Raw genomic sequence first — 15849 nt, 5'->3', positions numbered from 1 at the left:
TCCGGACTCTATGCACTCCGTGGCCGGGTCAGCGGCCGTTTCGGCTGTGGACGATGGTCTGGACGGTGTTCTCCAGGGCGTAGGCCGCGTCGGTGCCGCCGCCCTTGACCTGTTCGTCAGCCGTCGCCACCGCCTGGATCGCGCGGGACAGGCCCTCGGGGCCCCAGCCGTTCAGCTGGCGGCGGGCGTTGCGGATCTTCCAGGGAGGCATGCCGAGCTTGCCCGCGAGCTGGTTCTCGTTGGCGTTCCTCGGCGCGCCCGACACCTTCGCGAGGCTGCGCAGGCCGCCCGCCAGGGCGCTGACGATCAGCACCGGGGCGACGCCCGTCGACAGGGCCCAGCGGAGCTGCTCCAGGGCTTCGGCGAGCTTGCCCTCGACCGCCATGTCGGCCACGTTGAAGCCGCTCACCTCGGCCCGGCCCCGGTGGTAGCGGGCCACGGCGGCCTCGCCGACCGTCTTCTCCTGGGTGTCGAACGCCAGTTGGCTGCACGCCGCGGCCAGCTCGCGCAGGTCGCTGCCGACCGCGTCGAGCAGGGCGTGGGCGGCGGCGGGCGCGATGGTCCGGCCCAGGCCGCGGAACTCGTTGCGGATGAAGTCGATGCGTTCGCCCGCCTTGGTGAGCTTGGCGACGGTGACCACCTGCGCGCCGGCCTTCTTCACCCCGTCGACCAGCGCCTTGCCCTTCACCCCGCCCGGGTGGACGAGCACGAGCGTCACGTCGTCGGACGGGTGGGCGGCGTACTTCACCGTCTCGGTGACGACGTCCTTCGTCAGGTCCTGCGCGTTGCGCACCACCACGACCGACCGGTCGCCGAACAGGGAGGGCGACATCAGCCGGGTCAGCTCGCCGGGCTCGACCTTCCCCCCGACGAGGTCGTGGACCTCGGCGGTGGGCTCCTCGGCGCGTACAGACGAGACCACCGACGCGACCGCCCGGTCGGCGAGCAGTTCCTCGTCACCCGACACGAGCGTCACCGGCGCGGCGTTCCCCATCCCGGCAGCATGCCACATCACGGCCCCCGCGCGACCACGGCCAGCGTGCCCTCCCTGGTCACGACCGCGAGGTCTCCTTGGACGTCGGTGCGGTGGATCCGGGTGCCGAGCATGGTCAGCGTGGCGAGGGTCGAGTCGGCGGGGTGGCCGTAGTCGTTCCCCACGCCGACACTGATCAGGGCCAGCCGGGAACGGGCGGCGGCGAGGAAGGCCGGGTCCTGTCTCGCACTCCCGTGGTGGGGGACCTTCAGGATGTCGGCCTGCGGGAGGGTGCGTACAAGAGCGGACTCGGCCTCGGTCTCCAGGTCGCCCGCGAGCAGCGCGGAGGTGCCCGGCCACTTGGCGTGCAGCACCACACTGGCGTTGTTCAGCACCGACCCTTCACCGGCGCCTTTAGAGGGCGCGTCGGGCGCGGGCGCGATCACGGTGAGGACCAGATCGCCGAACCGCCAGGTGGTGCCGGGCGTGACGACCCATTCGGGGATGCGCCGCGCCGCCAGTTCCGGGCTGACCACCCGCTTCGGGCTGACCACGACCGCGCCGACCCGCCGGTCGCGCAACACCCCGGTGAGCCCGCCGGTGTGGTCGGCGTGCGGGTGGGTCAGCACCAGCAGCGGCACCGCGTCGACGTTCAGGCGGTCGAGGCAGGCGTCCACGAGATCGGGCTCGGGCCCGGTGTCGACGACGACCCCCTTCCCGTCACCGGCGCTCAGGACGATCGCATCCCCCTGGCCGACGTCGCACATCACCATGAGCCACCCACTGGGCGGCCAACCGGACACCACCGGCCCCGCCACGAGCGTCGCCACCAGCACCCCGCCCGCGACGGCGAGCCCGACCCGCCTGGCCCCCCGATGCCAGAGGGCGATCCCGGTCGGTACGAGCAGCGCCACCCCCAGCAGACCACCGGGCCACCCGATGGTCGCGGCCGGTACGTCCGCCGCCCGGTCGGCGACCAGGATGATCCACCCGACGGCCAGCCCGGCGGGCCGGGTGACCAGCTGGGCGAGGTCCATGCTGATCGGGGCGGTGATCGCGGCGACGAACCCGACGATGGTGGCCGGCGCGACGGCCGGACCGGCGAGCAGGTTGGCGGGGATGGCGACGAGCCCGATCTCGCCCGACATGAGCACCAGGATGGGCGTGACGGCGACCTGCGCCGCCGCCGGCACCGCGATGGCCTCGGCGCACCAGAGGGGCATCCGGGTGGCCATGCGGTCGCGCCAGTAGGGGGCCAGGAGGATGATCCCGGCGGTGGCCGCGACCGAGAGGGCGAAGCCGTACTCCCGGGCGAGGCCGGGGTTGAACAGCAACAACAGCAGGGCGGCGACGGACAGGGCGGACACGCCGTCCTTCTGTCTGCCCGCGCCCAGGGCGAGCGCGGCCACGGTGCCCATGACAAGGGCCCGCAGCACACTCGGCGAGAACCGGGCGACGAACGCGAACGCGACCATGGCGACCACGACGAGCACGGCCCGCCAGACGAGCGTGAACCCTACGGCCCGCGCGATCAGCAGGACGGCGCCGCCGATGATGGCGAGGTTGGCGCCGCTCACCGCCGTGAGGTGCGAGAGGCCGGCGGTTTTGAAGTCGGCCTTGACGTCTTCGCTGAGGTCGGTGGTGTCGCCCACGACGAGGCCGGGGAGGAGTCCGCGTTCGGCCGGGGCCAAGACGGAGCTGGCTTCTCTCAGCCCTGCTCTGATGGCACCCGCCAGGCCGTGCGGGGTCGACGGTGCGGCGAGGACGATCGGGTCGCCTCTGGCCATGAAGACGGCCGCCAGCAGTTCTCCCGGCTCTGCCACGCCGAGGCGGCCGGAGACTTTGACGTGGTGGCTGGGGAGCAGGGTGCGCCAGGTGTCGCCCCGGGCGAAGACCAGGACGGGGGCGTCGAGTTTGAGGCGATCGACGGCGATCAGGCGGGCTTCGACGAAGACGAGATCGCCCTTGGTTCTGGGGTCGGCGGCGATGACGAGCTCGGCTGAGACGGTGGCGTTCTTCTTGGCCAGTTCCGCGAGTGGGCCTGAGGTGACGGCGTGGACTTTGAGGGCGACCACTATCGAGACGGCGCATCCGGCGATGGCCACCGCTACGAGGATGCGCCTTCTGGAGAGTGCGAGGAGGGCGAAGATTCCGGCAGAGATAACAGAGGCCCAGGTGGGCAGGCCGATGAGGAGAAGGGCCGCGAGCCAGGCCACCACGACCGGGACGACGAGCTCGACGGAGTGGCCTCGCCAGACGTTGGCGGGCGGGGCGAGGGGTTCTTCGTCTCGTGGACGTTGGGGGCGGTAGCGGTCGGCTCGTTGCTGGATGCGCGCTTTGAGGTTGTCTTGCAAGCTTCCGCGTCGGCTCACTTGTGGCCGACCTCCTGCGAGAACCGGTCGCGCAAATGGGAGGCACCCGATCGCCGCCCGCCGGTGCCGTTGAGCCGGATACTCACGAATGACCTCCCTTCATCAAGACCTCTTATGGCCGGGTGGCGGGCGACGCGCCCTGCGTCGATTCCGGTCTTGCAGGACCGAGCAGGCGGCATGTCACCGGCAGCCGGTGGATGACCGCTTTCGGATGCATGGGCTCGGTATGAGGTGTCACAGCGTGACCTGGTCCTTCAGATCGGCGAACTTGGCTTCGCCGATTCCTTCGACCTCGCGTAGTTGCTCGATGCTCTGGAATCCCCCATTGGCGTCGCGGAACTCGACGATCCGCTGCGCCAGCACCTCCCCCACACCGGGCAATTCATCGAGTTGGTCGACGGTGGCCGAGTTGAGGCTGACCACCCCGGATTCGGCGACGCCGGGCGGCGGAGCGGCCATGCCGGGTTCCCCCACCGCGATCTGCTCCCCGTCGATCACCCGGCGGGCGAGGTTGATCCCGCCCGGCTCGGCCCCCTTCTTGAGCCCACCCGCCGCCATGATCGCGTCGACCACGCGCGACCCCAGCGGCAACGCGATCACACCAGGACGCTTCACCTTGCCCGTCACATAGACCGTCACCTCGCCGGCGGCGGCCGACTGCGCAGGACTGGGCGCGACCGACGACCCGGCCACCGGGGTGGGCGGTGCGAGCGGTTCCTCACGTGGACGAGTCCAGATCGCGATGGCCACGGCGACCAGCGCCGCCACGATCCCCACCACGATCAGCCCCTTGATGCCCCGCCGCCCCGGATCGAGCGGACCGTCGAGCTCCTCGGCCAACTCGGCTTCGTCGAGAAGCGGCCACCTGGGCAGAGGCGGCGCCTTCCCGAACGAGGGCGGCACGCCACCGGGTGACATGGGAGCACCGTGCTGGAAGTCAGACTCGGCCAGAAGGGGGTCACGCCCCCTGGGCCGTGCCGACCGTGCCGCCGGGCGGGGATCCGAGTGCACCGGGTACTTCGCCTGCACCCGATCGGCCCTCAACGGAGGGGGCTCACCGGCGCGGTTGGGCGGCGCACCGGGCAGGAGAGGCGCCCGCTCCTGTGGGCCTGGGGACGGCTCGGCGCGATAGGGGTCAGCCGCTCTCGCGGGCACGGATCCCGACTGCACCGGGTACCTCGGCTGCGTTTGCCCCGCCCCTGACGCATGCGGGTCGCCGAACTGGTCGAGCGAAGCGTCGAAAGAAGAAAACGCGTCATCCCGAAGATCTGGCGAGGGATCGGCCTTGTATGGGTCGCGCCCTCTGGGACCTGCCGGGCTCGCCGGCTGGGAACCTGACTGCACCGGATACTTCGGTTGAGGGTGGGCCGCCCCGAATGATGGCGGCGGCCGCTCGACGATCTGATTCAGCCGCGCCTGCGCCACGGCTTGGCGACTTTCCCGCTCCCTGCTACGCACCCGGAGAAGGTAAAGCCTCGCGCGATGATCCCGCTGACCCAGAACACAATCCTGTGGATAACCCGCGAAGAACAAAAGCCGGAATCAACAGCAAACAGCACCTTTTCGCCGGAGTTCGTCACACCTGTGATTCCACGCAAGAACGGCTTAACCCCCGGTCGCCGCATACAGATTCCGCCTCACATGCGCATCCACGCTGTAGTCGGCCGCACATCCCGCATATCGACGCGCTGACGAACTTTCGCGAACGCCCAAGGCTCTAGCCGAGCCAACCCGAGCTCAACCAGGGCCACGCCAATCCGACCTGAATGCCGCGCTCAAGTCCGCGCTCAAGTCCAAGGCCACCTCGAGAACCGGGCCGAGGCTCGATCAGCTCACCCCCCGCGCTCAGACCCGCGCTCAGACCCGCGCTCAGACCCGCGCTCAGACCCGCGCTCAGACCCGCGCTCAGACCCGCGCTCAGACCCGCGCTCAGACCCGCGCTCAGACCCGCGTCAGGGCTACCACGCACCGCGCTCACACTTGCCGCCCGGACTTACCGCTGAGACCTGCGCTCCACCACTGCGCTCAGAACCCGAGCTCAGACCGTGCTCGGGACCGCACGCAGACCGGGCTCAAAACTGCACCACACCGCGCTCAGATTCGCCGCTGAGATCCGCCGCTCAGACCTGCGCTCCACCTCTGCGTTCGGACCTGCGCTCAGAACCCGGGCTCTAGTTCAGGCTGAAGTCCGGGCCACTTGAGAACCAGTCCGAGGCTCGACAAGCTCAACCCCTCGCTCAGATCGCGCCCAGACTGCACCGCGCCATGCTCAAACCCGCCGCAAGGACCCGCCGCTCAGACCTGCGCTACACCCTTGTGCTTAACCCCTCCGCTCAGACCGGCGCTCAAGCCCACGCTCAGGCCGTGCTCAGGACCGCACCGCGCCGCGCTCAGACCTGCCGCCCAGACCCGCCGCTTAGATTCGTGTGCTCAAACCGCGCTCAAACTGCACCGCACCGCGCTCAGGACCAAGGGCAGGACCGGAGGCAGGACCGACAGCAGACCGACAGCAGGACCGAGGGCAGGGTGGTTGCCGATAAGTTCGCCGCGCAAGTCCACGGCCGCGGCCCGTCGCACGCCACTCCGCCGCATCAGGTTTTGTCGGTGCCCCGTCCTAGTGTGGACGGGCACGAAGCCGACGGCCCGAGGCTCTGGCCAGACTCCGTCGGCCCACCCCTACCGTGTGCGCGACCCCGTTGACACGGAGCACCAGGAGGTCACATGACGACCCTGTCCAACCGCCCCAACACCGCACTGCTCGTCATCGACGTGCAGAACGGAGTGGTCGAGGGCGCACTCCGCCGCGACGAGGTCGTCGCCAACATCAACACCCTGGTCGACAAGGCCCGCTCGGAGAAGGTCCCGGTCGTCTGGGTCCAGCACTCGGACGACGGTCTCAAATACGGCAGCGACAACTGGCAGTATGTCCCCGAACTGACCAGGGAAGACCCCGAGCCCCTCGTCCACAAGCTCTACGGCGACTCGTTCGAGGACACCGACCTCGAAACCGTGCTCGCCGAGCGTGGTGTGGGCCGCCTGGTCGTCACCGGCGCCCAGACCGACGCGTGCATCCGTTCGACCCTGCACGGCGCCCTCGCCCGCGGCTACGACGTCACCCTCGTCGGCGACGCCCACACGACCGAGGATCTCACCGCCTACGGCGCCCCACCTGTCGACCAGGTCATCGCCCACACGAACCTGTACTGGAAGTTCCAGACCGCCCCCGGGCGCGAGGCGACCGTCGTGGAGACCGAGAACGTGGCCTTCGTTCAGCCCGAGGAGAGCTGACCAGCGCCGGGCCTCCACGTGGAGCTCGCTGTCCGTCGGCGGCGCTTCCCCCGAATCAAGAGAGACGGCGCGGTCGGCGTACCGTCAGGCAGAGCCTGCGGTCGCCGCCGCTCTCTCTGTGAGTGGAGACAGCGCCGTCGCTTCAGGCCGGCGAAACCGTGACCCCCACCACGCCGGGCCCCGTGTGCACCCCGATCGCCGCCCCGATCTCCCCCACCCAGACCGCCCCCACCTTGGGCACCCGCGAGCGCAACCTCTCGACCAGCCGGGCAGCCCGCTCCCCGGCCCCCAGATGCTGCACTCCCAGATTCACACCCTCATCCCCAGCGGCCACCACAGCCAGGTCCTCCAGCCGGGAAAGCGCCCGGGAAGCAGTCCGCACCTTCTCCAGAACCGAAACGCTCCCCCCGCTGACATGCAACAGCGGCTTCACAGCCAGCGCACTCCCAATCAGCCCGGCAGCAGCGGAAATCCGCCCACTCCGCCGCAGATACTCCAACGTATCCACGTAAAAGAACGAAAAGGTCCCCCCGGCACACCGCCGAGCAGCGAGAGCGACAGCAGAAAGCGGCTCCCCAAGAGAAGCGGAAAAGGCGGCGGCGGAAACCGCGAATCCCAGCCCCATCCCCACCGACCGGCTGTCCACCACCTCGACGGGCAACGAGGCGGAGGAAGCGGCGAGCCGGGCCGCCTCCACGGTCCCCGACATCGCCCCCGACAGGTGCACCGACACCACCCCGTCAGCCCCGTCAAGAGCCGCGGCCTCGTACACCTCCAGGAACCGCTCGGGAGAGGGCCGTGAAGTCGTCACCGCCGACTCCCGCAACACCGCCGAGGCCGAGATCTGGGCGCCGTCGAGGAACTCACGGCCGCCGACGACCACGGTCACCGGGACAACCCTGATCCCGTACCGCGAGACCTCCTCTGGAGGCAGGTAGGCGGTCGAGTCGGTGACGACGGCGACCGTCATCTACTGCACGGGCGTGCCGCCGCGCCAGACGCGGCGGGGCTTCAGGCCGAAGGCCCAGGCGAAGGCGCCTTCGTGGTCGGCGTCCCACTGCACGATGTCGGCCAGGCGTCCGGGGGCGAGGATGCCGCGGTCGGGGGCGCCGAGGACCTGGGCGCCGCCCAAAGTCGCGGCGCGGAGGGCGTCGCCGACGCTCATGCCGAAGGCGGCCACGGCCAGGCTGATGACCAGGCTCATCGAGGTGATGCCGCAGTGGCCGGGGTTGTGGTCGCTGCCGAGGGCCACCGGCACGTGCTGGGAGAGCAGGCGGCGGACCGGCGGGAGCGAACCCTGCTGGAGGGCGGTGCCGGGGCAGACGACCGCGGGCACGCCGTAGCGGGCCATCAGCGCGATGTCCTCGTCGGTCACGTGGTGGAGCAGGTCGGCCGACGCGCAGCCCATCTCGGCGGCGAGCTGGACGGCGCCGCGCTTGGCGTAGGCGCCGGCGTGGACGCGGGGCAGCAGGCCGACGTTGCGGCCCGACGCGAGGACCCAGCGGGCCTCTTCGGTCGAGAAGTGGCCGTCGTCGCAGTAGACGTCGACCGAGTCGGCGCCGGCGGCCGCGGCGTCGGCGCACCAGGCGGCGACGGCCTCGACGTAGTCGCGCTGGCGGCCGAAGTACTCCGGCGGGACGACGTGGGCGGCCATGAAGGTGACGTGGACGCGCGGCATCATCGGCTCCTTCTCCAGTTCGCGGAGAAGGCGCACGTCGGCGAGTTCGCCGTCGCGCGTGAGGTGGTAGCCGGTCTTCGCCTCGACGGTCGTGGTGCCGCTGAGCAGCCACTCGCGGAGGCGTTCGCGGACGCCGTTGCACAACGTCCAGGGGTCGGTGCCGCGGGTCACCGTGACGGTGGAGCCGATGCCGCCGCCCGCGGCGGTGATGGCCGAAGCGGTCGAGCCGCCCGAGCGCATCGCCAGTTCCGCGTAGCGGTTGCCGGCGTACACGGGATGGGTGTGGGCGTCGATGAGGCCCGGGGTCACCAGGGCGCCGCCCAGGTTCTCCACGTGGTCGACGTCGGTGATGTCGTCGACGACGCCGGGGACCGACTGCGGCAGGTCGGCCGCGCGGCCGACCCAGGCGATGCGGTCGTTGTGGACGAGAATCGAGGCGTTGCTGCAGACATCGTGGCCGGTCCAGAGGCGGCCGATGTTCGTGAGCAGCCTAACGGTCATCCGACCACCACCAATGAGGACGCCAATGTCGTCACCACCGGTGGACCCGCCGGGTCCGCTCCGTGTCCGGACGTCATTGGGGGGTCTCCTGCTCTCATCGCGCACCGGGTTGTGCGATGGACCGATCGCCGGGGATCGCCTCGGCGATTTCAGTCCAGTTACGTTATTTCACAGGTCGCCTCGCTGTACAGGGTTATTGAGAAGAACGCCGGTTCGCCTCCTGGGCATCCGGTTGGCCCGTCCTGCTCTCCTGTCACGCCCGAGCCCATTCCCCCAGGTAGGGCCCGGTTATGCGCGCGTCCCCCACGCGTAACAGCCCTCACGGCGAAATTCGCCGTGAGGTTCGCCATATCGTACCAACGGCGATGCATGCTAGCTACCGCCGCTTTCCTGCCGCTTTACGGAAAAGGTACGAAATTAGACGGTTTCCACCGGCTTGGCCACCCTGTCCAGCTCGTGGTGCAGGGTCGACGGGACCCGGGCGTGCAGGACCGTGCCGTCGCCGGTGTGGTCGACCGACAGCACCTCGCCCTCCTTGTGGGCCCGCGCGACCAGGTCGCCCCGGTCGTAGGGGATCAGCACGTGGACCTCGTGGTCGAGGTGGGGCAGCTCCTGCTCGATCAGGTCCATCAGCTCGGTGATGCCCTGGCCGGTGCGGGCGCTGACCACGATGCTGTGGCGCTCGCGCATCGTCAGCCGGTCGATGACCTCGCGGCTGGCGGCGTCGGCCTTGTTGATCACGACGATCTCGGGGATGTCGCGGGCGCCCTCGATCTCGCCGAAGACCTCGCGCACGGCGGCCAGCTGCGACTCGGGGTCGGGGTGGGAGCCGTCGACCACGTGGAGGATCAGGTCGGCGTCGCCGACCTCCTCCAGCGTCGAGCGGAACGCCTCGACCAGCTGGTGGGGCAGGTGGCGCACGAAGCCGACCGTGTCGGCCAGCGTGAACAGGCGGCCTTCGGGGGTGCGCGCGCGGCGCACGGTCGGGTCGAGGGTGGCGAACAGCGCGTCCTCGACCAGCACGCCCGCGCCGGTCAGGCGGTTGAGCAGCGACGACTTGCCGGCGTTGGTGTAACCGGCGATCGCCACGGCGGGCACCTCGCGACGGCGGCGCGTGTGGCGCTTGGTGTCGCGGGCGGTGGACATCTCCTTGATCTGGCGGCGCAGCTTGGCCATGCGCTCGCGGATGCGGCGGCGGTCGAGCTCGATCTTCGTCTCACCGGGGCCGCGGCCGCCGATGCCGACGCCGCCGGCCGCCCGTCCGCCGACCTGGCGGGACAGATTGCCACCCCAGCCGCGCAGGCGCGGCAGCAGGTAGGAGAGCTGGGCCAGTTCGACCTGGGCCTTGCCCTCGCGGCTCTTGGCGTGCTGGGCGAAGATGTCGAGGATCAGCGCGGTGCGGTCGATGACCTTGACCTTCACCACTTCTTCGAGCTGGCGCAGCTGACCGGGGGTCAGTTCACCGTCGCAGATCACGGTGTCGGCGCCGGTCGAGGCGACGATGTCGCGCAGCTCGATGGCCTTGCCCGAACCGATGTAGGTGGCCGGGTCGGGCCGGTCGCGCCGCTGGATCAGGCCTTCGAGGACCTCGGAGCCGGCCGTCTCGGCCAGCAGCTTGAGTTCCTGGAGGGAGTTCTCCGCGTCGAAGGAGGTGCCGCTGGTCCACACCCCGATCAGGACGACCCTTTCGAGGCGGAGCTGCCGGTATTCGACTTCGGTGACATCTTCGAGCTCCGTCGAAAGACCCGCGACCCGCCGTAGCGCCTGACGCTCTTCGAGTTCGTAATCGCCGATGTCTTCTGGCTCGTTAGGCATATACGTCATTTCTCCTGACAACAATGCGACACCACCGTGTCTTCCCATCGATGGTGGCACGACACGGGAATCCCGCGCATCACGTTAAGCCCCCAGCTCAGTGAGGATCCGGCGGCTCTCCGCCGCCCAGTGGGTCAGACCGAGGCGTTCGTGCAGGGTGAGGGCGGCCTCGGCGTGCCGCCGGGCGAGGGCGGGATCGCCCATGGCGCGGGCCAGCCGGGCGAGCGGGAGGTGGGTGCTGCCGAGCGCGGCCGTGCCGGTCCCGCTCACCACGATCCTTTCGCTGTACGGCCTGAGCCTGGCGTACAACGCCCCGGGGTCGGGGGTCGCGAGCAGGCAGGAGATCTCGGCCCAGAGCACCGTGAGGAAGCCCGTGCTCCAGTTGTCGGGGATGTCGGTGCCCCATTCGGCGACCATGCGGCGGGCGCCGCCGAGGTCGCCGACGTCGAGGGTGGCCAGGATCGCGGCGGGGCGCAGGGGGATCATCTCGGGACGGGCGGCGTACGCGACCAGTTCGGGGAGGATCTCGGCGGTGCGCCCCTGGGCGCGGCGCGAGACGAACACGGTGACGAGGCGGGGGTAGTCGCGGCCCCACATGGTCGTGGCGCCGAGCAGGCCGCCGAACTCCCCGGCGAGGCGTTCGGCCTCGTCCCACTCGCCGCGCAGCACCCGCATGGCCGATTCGGCGTTGAGCACCATCGCGGTGAGCTCGGGCCGCCGGGCCTCGGTGAGCAGGTGGCGGCAGCGGGCCAGTTCCCGGTCCCATTCGGCCAGCCGGCCGCCGCGCAGCAGGTTGGACATGCGGAAGACCCGGGCGACGATCTCGGTGCGGGCGGGCAGGCCGGGGATGGCGAGCATCTCGTCGGTGACGGCGGTGCGCTCGGCCTCCCGGCCGGTCAGGTCGGCGATCACCAGGTAGCCGTTGATGGTGCGGACGCGCAGGTCGTCGTCGCCGGTCAGGCGGGCGAGCTCGATGGCCTCGGCGGCCATGGCCTCGCCTTCGGCGCGGCGGGGCGAGTAGCCGAGTTCGAGGCCCAGCACACCCAGCACGGCGGCCCGTTCGGCGGTGCCGAGCGGCTCGCGCAGCAGCCCGTCGAGCACGCCGACGAGGCGGTCGTCGACCCAGCCGTAGGGTTGCCAGTTCCAGACGGTGGGGTCGGAGAAGACCGACACCGCGCGGATCAGCGCCGCCCGGTCGCCCAGGTCGGCGGCCAGCCCGACGGCCTCGACCAGGGCGACCCGCGCCCCCTCGGGGTCGCCGACGGCCCGCAGCGCCTGGCCGTGCTCGATGAGGAGGTCGCAGCGGCGGGCCTGGTCGCCGGGGCCGAGGGCGGCGAGGGCGCGGGCCCAGAAGGCGGCGGCCTCGTCGTAGGCGTGCCGGGCGGCCGACTGGCGGGCCGCCGCCACCGCGTGGTCGACCGCCTTGGCGGCGCCGCCGACGCGGGCGGCCAGGCCGAAGTGGTGGGCCAGGGTGGAGACCTCGACCGAGGGCAGGCCCTCCAGCGCGCGGGCGGCGCGCAGGTGCAGCCGGGCGCGGGCCAGCCGGGGCAACCCCGCGTAGAGGGCGTCGCGGACGAGCGCGTGGGAGAACCGGTAGCCGTCGCCCGACTCGACGAGCAGGCCGGTGCCGACGGCCGGTTCGAGGCGGGACATCACCTGTTCGGCGTCGGAACCGGTGACCCGTTCGAGCACGTCGACCTCGGCCTCGCGGCCCAGCACGGCGGCGGCGCGCAGCACCTCCTGCGTGGTCTCCGGCAGCCGGGCCACCCGCCGCCCGATGACCTCGCGCACGCCGTCGGGCACCCCTTCTGCGGCCGTGCCGAGCCGGTGTTCCGAGTCGAGCAGGCGCAGCAGTTCGCCCAGGTAGAAGGGGTTGCCGCCGGTGCGTTCGTGGAGCAGCCCGGCCAGCGCGGGGTCGTCGAGGTCGCGGCGGCGCAGGTAGAGGGAGACCTCGGCGGCGGTGAAGGGCCGCAGCGGCACCCGGTCGGCGCCGAGCTCGCGGCTCACCGCGCCGAGGGCGTCGCGCAGCAGGTCGCCGGGGTCGGGCCGGAGGGTGACCAGCACCAGCACGGGCCGCCGCGCCAGCTCCCCGGCGGCGAACTGGAGCAGCCGCAGCGAGGCGGCGTCGGCCCAGTGGAGGTCGTCGAGCACGACCAGGGCGGGCACCGGCCCGCCGGTCAGGTCGTCGACCACCCGGGCGTGCAGTTCGAACAGGGCCGCGCCGGGGTCGCCGGCCAGCGCCTCGTCGCCGGTGAGCAGGGAGCGCGCGGTGTCGCGGCCGAGGTCGCGGAGCACCTGGAGCCAGGGCCAGAAGGCGGGCGCGCCGGTGTCCTCGGCGCAGCGTCCCCAGCCGACCGCGAGCCCGCGGGCCTCGGCCTCCTCGGCGGCGGCGCGGGCGAGCCGGGTCTTGCCGACCCCGGCCTCCCCGGTGACGATCAGCACGCCGCCCCGGCCGCGCCGGACCGCCGACAACCGCTCGTCGATCAGGGCCAGCTGCTCCGACCGGGCGATCAGCCGCTCCCCCGCGACCGGCGGCGCGGGCGGCGGCGGCGCGACGGCGGCGGCGGCCGGGGGCAGGTCGAGACCGGCCGACTGGCCGAACACCGCCTGTTCGAGCCTGCGCAGATCGGGGCCGGGTTCGATGCCGAGTTCGCGGTCGAGGACGGCCCTGACCTGGCGCAGCGCCGCGAGCGCGTCGGCCTGGCGGCCGGCCCGGTAGAGGGCCAGCACCAGCAGCCCCCACATCCGCTCGCGATAGGGGTGGTCGTGGACGAGCGCCTCCAGGCCCGGCACGCACGAGCCGATCTCGCCGAGGGCCAGCCGGGCCTCGAACCGGTCTTCGGCGACCGACACCCACAGGTCGCCCAGTTCGGCGACCACCGGCTGGGCGAAGGGATAGGCGGCGAACTCGTCGAGCGGCCGGCCCCGCCACACGGCCAGCGCCTGGTCGAGGACCTGGAGCGCGCGGACGTGCTCCCCCTGGGCCAGGACGCGCCGCCCGTCGTCGGCCAGCGCCCGGAACCGGGCCAGGTCGACCTGGCCCGGCGCGACCGCCAGCAGGTAGCCGGGCTCGCGGGTCAGCAGGACGCGGGGCGGGGTGCGCGGCGCCCGGCCGGGTTCGAGCGCCCGCCGGAGCTGCGAGACGTACGCCTGGAGCGTTCCGGTCGCGCTCGATGGGGCCTCGCCCGACCACAGTTCGTCGATCAGCCGGTCGAGGGAGACCACCCGGCCGGGGTCGATCGCCAGCATGGCGAGCACGGCCCGCTGTTTCGGGGTGCCGAGCTCGACCTGACGTCCGTCGGCGTCCCGCACCTCCATGGGGCCGAAGAGGCGAACGTCCATGGTCGTCACAGTACGACCACTAGTGGGCCACTAGTCACCCCCAGCCGGGCCGCAAATCGGCGCGGCCACGGTGGGGCCATGGAGAACTTCAGCGGTGCGATCCGGGGCCAGGTGCTGGTGCCCGGAGACGAGAGTTTCGAGACGGCCAGGCTGCCCTGGAACCGGGCCGTCGACCAGGGCGGCGTCCGCGTCGTCGTGGTCCCCGAGGACGCGGCCGACGCCGCGGCGGCCGTGCGGTGCGCGCGGATGGCGGGGCTGACGGTGGCGACCCAGCCCAACGGGCACGGCGCGGCCGGCGGCCTCGACGGCGAGGTGCTGCTGCGCACCCGCTTGCTGCGGGGCGTGGCGGTCGACCCGGTCCGCCGGATCGCCCGCGTCGAGGCGGGGGCGAGCTGGGGCGAGGTGCAGGCCGCGGCGGCCAAGCACGGCCTGACCGGGCTCTGCGGCAGCTCCCCGGTGGTGAGCGCGACCGGCTTCCTGCTGGGCGGCGGCCTCAGCTGGTTCGGCCGCGCGCACGGGTTCGGGGCGTCGAGCGTGCGGGCGTTCGAGGTGGTCGACGCCGAGGGGCGGCAGGCCCGGGTGACGGGCGGCTCCGACCCCGACCTGTTCTGGGCGCTGCGGGGCGGCGGCGGCGACTTCGCGCTGGTCACGGCCGTGGAGATCGAGCTGTTCCCGGCGCCGTCGATCTTCGGCGGGCGGTTGTTGTGGCCCGCGCGGCACGCCCCCGACGTGCTGGCGGCCTTCCGCGAGGCGACCGGGGAGGCGCCCGACGAGCTCAGCCTGTGGTTCACCCTGCTGGAGTTCCCGCCCTTCCCCGAGGTGCCGGAGCCGGTGCGGGGCCTGTCGGCGGTCGTGCTCGACCTCGCCTTCCTGGGCGGCGAGGCCGAGGGGCGGGCGCTGACCGACCGGCTGGCGGCGATCCCCGGCCTGATGATCGACTCGCGGCGGCCGCTGCGCGCCGACGAGATGGGCTCGATCTGCGCCGAGCCGACCGAGCCGGGCGCGTCGCTGTTCTCGGGCCAGATCCTGACCGGCCTGCCCGACGACGCGGCCGAGACGATCCTGTCCGCGCCGGGTGGCCCGATGGTGTCAGTGCAGGTCAGGCAGCTGGGCGGGGCCCTCGCGCGGCCGTCGGACGGCCACGGCGCGCACGGCCACCTCGCCGAGCCCTACCTGCTCGGCCTGCTCGGGGTGGCCCCGGCCCCGCCGGTGGCCGAGGCGGTGCGGCGGCGGCAGGCGGAGATCGCGCGGGCGCTGGTGCCCCACACGACCGGCCGCAAGCCGTTCACCTATCTGGCCGCCGGGGAGAAGGCCGCGGCGGCGTTCCCGGCCGACACGCTGGCCCGGCTGCGGGAGATCAAGCGGCGGCGCGACCCTCACGGGACCTTCCGGAGCAATTTCCCCGTCCTGGCTTAGAGGCCCTAACAGAATGACTTCCGCTGTGCTTTGATCTCTCGCTGTAGCCCAGCGGAAGGCGTTGCAGGTGGCCAAGTCCAAGCCGTGGGAAGTCGACGACGAGCTGTGGGCGGTGATCGAGCCGTTGCTGCCCCGTCGTCAACGCCGGGTCCCGCATCCGGGACGTAAGCGGCTGGATGACCGGCTGGCCTTGCAGGGCATCTTGTTCGTGCTGCATACCGGGATCGCCTGGGAGCACCTGCCGCAAGAGCTGGGCTATGGGTCGGGCATGACGTGCTGGCGGCGCCTGGACGAATGGAACCGGGCCGGGATATGGCAGCGGCTGCATGAAGTTCTGCTCGATCGGCTCCGGAGTGTCGATGCCCTGGACCTGTCCCGCGCTGCGGTGGACTCCTCCCAAATCAGAGCGTTAAAAGGGGGCCGCAGACCGGACCGTCCCCGGTCGATCGAGGACGGGCCGGAAG

General features: G+C 71.8%; 10 protein-coding genes and 1 pseudogene. 4 read left to right on the top strand and 7 right to left on the bottom strand.

Annotated elements, in window-relative coordinates; all coding sequences use genetic code 11:
- Window positions 1-28: 28 nt before the first annotated feature.
- From holA to AW274_RS35115, 3 genes are all read right to left on the bottom strand, one after another.
- Window positions 29-994 (bottom strand): DNA polymerase III subunit delta, encoded by a 966-nt coding sequence (holA, locus tag AW274_RS35125; protein WP_062442261.1) that lies wholly within the window; start codon window positions 992-994, stop codon window positions 29-31.
- Window positions 995-1011: 17 nt separating this feature from the next.
- Window positions 1012-3078, bottom strand: a complete 2067-nt coding sequence (locus tag AW274_RS35120; RefSeq protein ID WP_198169561.1) for a DNA internalization-related competence protein ComEC/Rec2 — start codon at window positions 3076-3078, stop codon at window positions 1012-1014.
- A gap of 501 nt (window positions 3079-3579) precedes the next feature.
- Complete coding sequence (locus AW274_RS35115) at window positions 3580-4185, bottom strand: ComEA family DNA-binding protein (RefSeq protein ID WP_198169560.1); 606 nt, start codon at window positions 4183-4185, stop codon at window positions 3580-3582.
- Window positions 4186-4827: 642 nt separating this feature from the next.
- Here AW274_RS35115 and AW274_RS40875 point away from each other — a divergent pair.
- Together AW274_RS40875 and AW274_RS35110 are read left to right on the top strand one after the other, a co-directional pair.
- A complete protein-coding gene (locus AW274_RS40875; protein ID WP_157520903.1) occupies window positions 4828-5037 on the top strand; it encodes a hypothetical protein in 210 nt (69 codons plus the stop codon).
- A 1029-nt stretch (window positions 5038-6066) separates the two neighbouring features.
- Entirely contained in the window at window positions 6067-6633 is a 567-nt protein-coding gene (locus AW274_RS35110; protein WP_062442254.1) for a cysteine hydrolase family protein, read from the top strand.
- Window positions 6634-6775: 142 nt separating this feature from the next.
- On the opposite strand, the gene AW274_RS35105 is transcribed toward AW274_RS35110, so the two are convergent.
- From AW274_RS35105 to AW274_RS35090, 4 genes are all read right to left on the bottom strand, one after another.
- Window positions 6776-7603: a DegV family protein gene (locus AW274_RS35105; protein ID WP_062442250.1), complete on the bottom strand. Its 828-nt coding sequence runs from the start codon at window positions 7601-7603 to the stop codon at window positions 6776-6778.
- Window positions 7604-8812 carry an imidazolonepropionase gene (hutI, locus tag AW274_RS35100; protein WP_030450768.1) on the bottom strand — a complete coding sequence of 403 codons (1209 nt, stop codon included), beginning with the start codon at window positions 8810-8812 and terminating at the stop codon, window positions 7604-7606.
- Between the two features lie 417 nt (window positions 8813-9229).
- Window positions 9230-10636 (bottom strand): GTPase HflX, encoded by a 1407-nt coding sequence (gene hflX, locus AW274_RS35095; protein ID WP_062442246.1) that lies wholly within the window; start codon window positions 10634-10636, stop codon window positions 9230-9232.
- 75 nt (window positions 10637-10711) lie between these two features.
- Window positions 10712-13969, bottom strand: coding sequence for an ATP-binding protein (locus AW274_RS35090; protein ID WP_083975378.1), 3258 nt, complete (start codon window positions 13967-13969; stop codon window positions 10712-10714).
- Window positions 13970-14047: 78 nt separating this feature from the next.
- Here AW274_RS35090 and AW274_RS35085 point away from each other — a divergent pair, with 78 nt between their 5' ends.
- Window positions 14048-15385 (top strand): FAD-binding oxidoreductase, encoded by a 1338-nt coding sequence (locus AW274_RS35085; protein WP_062442241.1) that lies wholly within the window; start codon window positions 14048-14050, stop codon window positions 15383-15385.
- A gap of 67 nt (window positions 15386-15452) precedes the next feature.
- Window positions 15453-15849: pseudogene (locus AW274_RS35080) on the top strand (transposase); the annotation flags it as partial.

It is taken from the genome of Herbidospora daliensis (assembly GCF_001570585.1).
Taxonomy (GTDB): Bacteria; Actinomycetota; Actinomycetes; order Streptosporangiales; family Streptosporangiaceae; genus Herbidospora; species Herbidospora daliensis.
The sequence above is the reverse complement of the archived record's forward strand: the minus strand, read 5'-3'. Positions and strand labels throughout refer to the sequence as shown.

Coding starts and splice junctions, on each gene's coding strand:
- holA (WP_062442261.1), bottom strand. CDS start 994: ATGGGGAACGCCGCGCCGGTGACGCTCGTGTCGGGTGACGAGGAACTG.
- AW274_RS40875 (WP_157520903.1), top strand. CDS start 4,828: ATGATCCCGCTGACCCAGAACACAATCCTGTGGATAACCCGCGAAGAA.
- AW274_RS35110 (WP_062442254.1), top strand. CDS start 6,067: ATGACGACCCTGTCCAACCGCCCCAACACCGCACTGCTCGTCATCGAC.
- AW274_RS35105 (WP_062442250.1), bottom strand. CDS start 7,603: ATGACGGTCGCCGTCGTCACCGACTCGACCGCCTACCTGCCTCCAGAG.
- hutI (WP_030450768.1), bottom strand. CDS start 8,812: ATGACCGTTAGGCTGCTCACGAACATCGGCCGCCTCTGGACCGGCCAC.
- hflX (WP_062442246.1), bottom strand. CDS start 10,636: ATGACGTATATGCCTAACGAGCCAGAAGACATCGGCGATTACGAACTC.
- AW274_RS35090 (WP_083975378.1), bottom strand. CDS start 13,969: ATGGACGTTCGCCTCTTCGGCCCCATGGAGGTGCGGGACGCCGACGGA.
- AW274_RS35085 (WP_062442241.1), top strand. CDS start 14,048: ATGGAGAACTTCAGCGGTGCGATCCGGGGCCAGGTGCTGGTGCCCGGA.